Raw genomic sequence first — 4611 nt, forward strand, 5'->3', positions numbered from 1 at the left:
TGCGTGCGCAGCCGTCCCTTGGCATCCCACCACAACTCTTCCGTCGTCAGCCAGCCCATGCCCTGCACGAAGGCCCCTTCTACCTGGCCAAGATCGAGTGCCGGGTTCAAGGACCTGCCAACATCATGGAGAACATCGGTCCGATCGACCTGATATTCGCCGGTCAGCGTGTCGATACTCACCTCGGACACGGAAGCACCATAGGCGAAATAGTAGAAGGGACGGCCCCTGCCCTCCGCCCGGCTCCAGTGGATTTTTGGCGTCTTGTAAAAGCCTGCTGCCGAGAGCTGCACACGAGCGCCGTAGGCGGATTTGATGAATTCGGGAAATGGAATGAGTCTGTCAGCTACTCTGACCGTATTTGGTTCGAAAAAGACCTGTTCCTGTGCGACACCATAATGCTCGACGGCGAATTGAACAAGGCGCGCCTTGATCTGTTGGGCGGCATTGGCTGYGGCCATGCCGTTGAGATCAGAACCGGAAGAAGCAGCGGTCGCAGAGGTATTCGGAACCTTTGCGGTTGTTGTTGCTGTTATTCTGATGCGATCGAGATCGACCTGGAATTCGTCGGCGACAACCTGCGCAACCTTGGTGTTCAGCCCCTGTCCCATCTCGGTACCACCATGATTGAGGTGGATTGAACCGTCGGTGTAGACATGGACGAGAGCGCCAGCCTGGTTATATTCCGTTTTGGTGAAGGAGATACCGAACTTTACCGGTGTCAGCGCTATGCCCCGCTTGATGATCCGGCTGTGGCGATTGAAGTTGATAATCGCCTCGCGCCGAGCCGCGTAATCAGATGAATCCTCAAGCTCCTCAATGATTTGCGGGATGATGTTGTCTTCGACTGTCTGATGGTATGGCGTAAGGTTGCGGCCTTCACCGCCATAGAAATTGGCCTTGCGAATTTCCAGCGGATCCTTGCCAAGCGCATAGGCGATCTCTTCAATCATGCGCTCGCCGCCGACCATGCCCTGCGGGCCACCGAATCCGCGAAAGGCAGTGCTGGAAACGGTGTTGGTTTTTAGCGGCCGCGAACGCAGCCGGACATTCGGATAGAAGTAGCAATTGTCGGCATGGAAGAGAGCACGGTCCGTGACAGGGCCGGAAAGGTCTGCCGAGAAACCGCAGCGCGCCGAAAACGTGGCATCGACAGCTGCAATGCGACCATCGTCGTCAAAGCCAAGATCATAGGCCACATGAAAGTCGTGGCGCTTGCCTGTAGCGACCATGTCGTCATCGCGATCCGGCCGGATCTTTACCGCGCGCCGGTACTTCTTGGCGGCAATCGCCGCGACCGCCGCAAAGAGATTGGCCTGTGTTTCCTTGCCACCGAAGCCGCCACCCATGCGTCTCACATTAACTGTCACGGCATTTGAGGGGACACCGAGAACGTGCCCGACCATGTGCTGCGTTTCGCTCGGGTGCTGGGTTGAGGAAAAAACCGTCACCTCGTCATCCTCACCGGGAATGGCAAAAGCGATATGGCCTTCGAGGTAGAAGTGGTCCTGTCCGCCAATGCGCATCTCGCCTTTCAAACGGTTTTTCGCACCGGCGAAGCCAGCGGCTATATCACCGCGCTCAAGCTTCAGCGGATCGATTACCAGCGGATAATTGGCCTTTTCGGCTTCCAGCACGTCGGTGACATGCTCAAGATCACGATACTCGATTTTGACCTTCGATGCTGCCTGGCGCGCGAGCTGGCGCGTTTCTGCAATCACCGCGAAGATGGGCTGGCCGTGGAATTCGACCTTGCCGATAGCGAAGACGGGATCGTCATGTTTGCCCGCGGGGCTAACGTCGTTGTGGCCCGGAATATCATCGACAGTCAGGACGCCTAAAACGCCGGCGCTTGCTTTCACCGCCTTGAAATCGATGGACACGATTTCCGCGTGTRCCCGCTGCGACAGGCCAAGATAGGCATGCAGCGTGTCGGACGGCTCCGGCATATCATCGATATACTCGGCAGTACCGGAAACGTGCTTGTGACCCGACTCGTGCGGCTGCTTTTCATGGACGCCACCACGTATGCGGGTAATCGGCTGAATTGAATTCATTGCGCGCTCCTCACCCAAATTCCACTTCGTAGCGGTTCAACCGGACATGCTCGCCGCCCGTCTCAAGGTAGAAACGCCGCAAAAGATTCTTCGCGACCAGCAGGCGGTAATCAGCGGAGGCGCGCCAATCCGTCAGTGGTGTGAAATCATCTGAGAATGCTGCCGCTGCCTTTTCAATTGCGCCCTCATCCCAGACGGCGCCAGTCAACGATGTTTCGACCGCTCTTGCACGTTTGGGCGTTCCGGCCATGCCCCCAAATGCGACGATTGCGTTTTCCACCCGGCCTCGTTCATCGAGAGAAATCCGGAATGCGCCACAGACCGAGGAAATGTCTTCGTCCAGCCGCTTCGAAATCTTGTAGACGCCGTAAAGATCGCGGGTGTCGAGATACGGGATATGGATCGCTTCCACGATCTCGCCGGGTGCGCGATCCTGTTTGCCGTATTCGATGAAATATTTCTCAATTGGAACGGAGCGACGATTCTTACCCTTGCGCAATTGAACTGTCGCACCAAGGCCTATCAAGGCCGGCGGCGTGTCGCCGATTGGCGAGCCGTTGGCGACGTTGCCACCGACAGTCCCCATGTTGCGAACTTGCTCTCCGCCGATGCGGTTCCAGAGCTCTTTCAGTTGGGGAAAGTGGCGGACAATGACAGGATATGCATCGGTGTAGCTGACACCTGCACCGAGTGTCAAACCATCGTAGCCCTCTGTTATCAGCCGCAAGTCATCGAGATGCGACAGGAAAACGACCGGGCCGATCTCGCGCATGAACTTCGTTACCCAAAGGCCGACATCGGTCGAGCCCGCAACAATCGTGGCACCTGGATTGCGTTCCAGCACGTCGGCGAAATCATCAACATTGGCGGGAAGTACAAGCTGTTGTCTGCCTTCACCGACGACAACGCGTTTGCCATCTTTCAAGGTAAGCAGTTGTTCGGTAACGCGTGCACGCTCAGTGACAAGTGGATCCCTGTTTAGATCGCCAATGGCGGTAACGCTTTCTGCGGCCCGAATGATTGCGGCGTAGCCAGTGCAACGGCAGAGATTGCCCTGTAGAGCCTTCTCGATTTCCTGGATATTCGGTTTCGGATTCTGCATCCACAACCCATAAAGGGACATGACGAAGCCGGGCGTGCAGAAACCGCATTGCGAAGCGTGGGTATCGACCATCGCCTGCTGCACCGGATGCAACGTTCCATCCGATCCAGCCAGCGCTTCAACTGTTACGACGTGGCAGCCATCGAATGAACCAACAAAACGGATGCAGGCGTTGACCGATTCATATTTGAGGCGGCCATTGAACAGGCGGCCGACCAGGACTGTGCAAGCGCCGCAATCGCCCTCCGCACATCCCTCCTTGGTGCCACGCAGTTTGCGGTCGAGCCGGAGGTAGTCGAGAAGCGTTTCTGTCGGGGGAACGTCCGTTCGCTCGACAACCTTGTCGTTGAGCAGAAACCGGATGCTATTGCGGATTTGAAGTTCCATGTGGAATCAGCTCCCCCGATAGGTTGAATAGCCGAAAGGAGCGACAAGCAGTGGCACGTGATAATGAACGTTCTCATCATCGATGCCAAAGCGGATCGGGACTACGTCGAGAAATGGCGTCTGGCCACTCGCAAGCTGGCCGCCGAAGTATTCGCCTACATGGAACCGAAGTTCGTAAGCACCTGAGCGCATATCAGCGCCGGTCAATAACGGTTTGTTGCAACGTCCATCTTCATTGGTGCGTGTGCTGTGCAAAGGCTGAAGGCGGTCGCCATCGACGCGAAAGAGATCGATCCGCAAGCTGGCGGCGGGCTTGCCGCTGGCCGTATCGAGCACATGGGTGGTCAGTCGGCCGGCAACTTCATCGTGAAAGCTCATGTGTATTCCTCCCTCCCGCGGAGTACTTCAGTTTCCATCGCTCAATGTGCCCCTTGGTATCCGTTCCGGGTAGGCAGCGCCTGATTGCAGGACTTTCAAAATTTTCTGGGGGAATGCCTCGTCCATTAATTGAGTATTCAGGGTGGAATAGCGATTTGAGGAGGGACTCACCTTGGCGAGATATCCGCGCGACATGCATGGCTACGGTGCAAATCCACTGCCAGCCAACTGGCCAGATAATGCGCGCATCGCCGTCCAGTTTGTCGTCAACTACGAGGAAGGTGGCGAAAATTGCGTCTTGCATGGCGACGCCGCCTCCGAAGCGTTCCTCTCGGAAATCGTTGGCGCACAGGCGTGGCCTGACCAGCGCCACTGGAACATGGAGTCGATCTACGAGTATGGAGCACGCGGCGGGTTTTGGCGCCTCCACCGCCTGCTGACATCGAAGGACGTGCCCGTCACGGTCTACGGCGTGGCGACAGCCCTGCAGCGGTCGCCTTCGCAAGTTCAAGCCATGCTTGATGCAAACTGGGAGATTGCATCGCACGGCCTGAAATGGATCGACTACAAGGATTACAGCACTGAGGCTGAGCGCGAGCACATGCTCGAGGCGATCCGCATTCACACTGCCGTTACTGGTGAACGTCCCCGCGGTTGGTATACCGGCCGCTGCTCGGTGAACACCGT

Annotated in this window: 4 protein-coding genes; 1 reads left to right on the plus strand and 3 read right to left on the minus strand. The window is 57.0% G+C overall.

The annotated features are described in order from the left end of the window. From xdhB to uraH, 3 genes are all read right to left on the minus strand, one after another. A partial coding sequence (xdhB, locus tag ACXJ5O_RS19545) for a xanthine dehydrogenase molybdopterin binding subunit (RefSeq protein WP_457301347.1) occupies positions 1-2057 on the minus strand: 2057 nt, incomplete at its 3' end. Between the two features lie 10 nt (positions 2058-2067). Further along, positions 2068-3546, minus strand: a complete 1479-nt coding sequence (gene xdhA, locus ACXJ5O_RS19550; protein ID WP_457301348.1) for a xanthine dehydrogenase small subunit — start codon at positions 3544-3546, stop codon at positions 2068-2070. A 6-nt stretch (positions 3547-3552) separates the two neighbouring features. Beyond that, the gene (gene uraH, locus ACXJ5O_RS19555; RefSeq protein WP_457301349.1) at positions 3553-3924 is read right to left on the minus strand and encodes a hydroxyisourate hydrolase; all 372 of its coding nucleotides are present in this window, start codon (positions 3922-3924) and stop codon (positions 3553-3555) included. Positions 3925-4117: 193 nt separating this feature from the next. Here uraH and ACXJ5O_RS19560 point away from each other — a divergent pair. Continuing rightward, on the plus strand, positions 4118-4611 hold a 494-nt coding region (locus ACXJ5O_RS19560; protein ID WP_457301350.1), incomplete at its 3' end, for a polysaccharide deacetylase family protein.

It is taken from the genome of Phyllobacterium sp. P5_D12 (assembly GCF_054049495.1).

What these genes read in the sequence shown, in the direction of transcription:
- uraH (WP_457301349.1), bottom strand. Translation starts at nt 3,924, where the DNA reads ATGAGCTTTCACGATGAAGTTGCCGGCCGACTGACCACCCATGTGCTC.
- xdhA (WP_457301348.1), bottom strand. Translation starts at nt 3,546, where the DNA reads ATGGAACTTCAAATCCGCAATAGCATCCGGTTTCTGCTCAACGACAAG.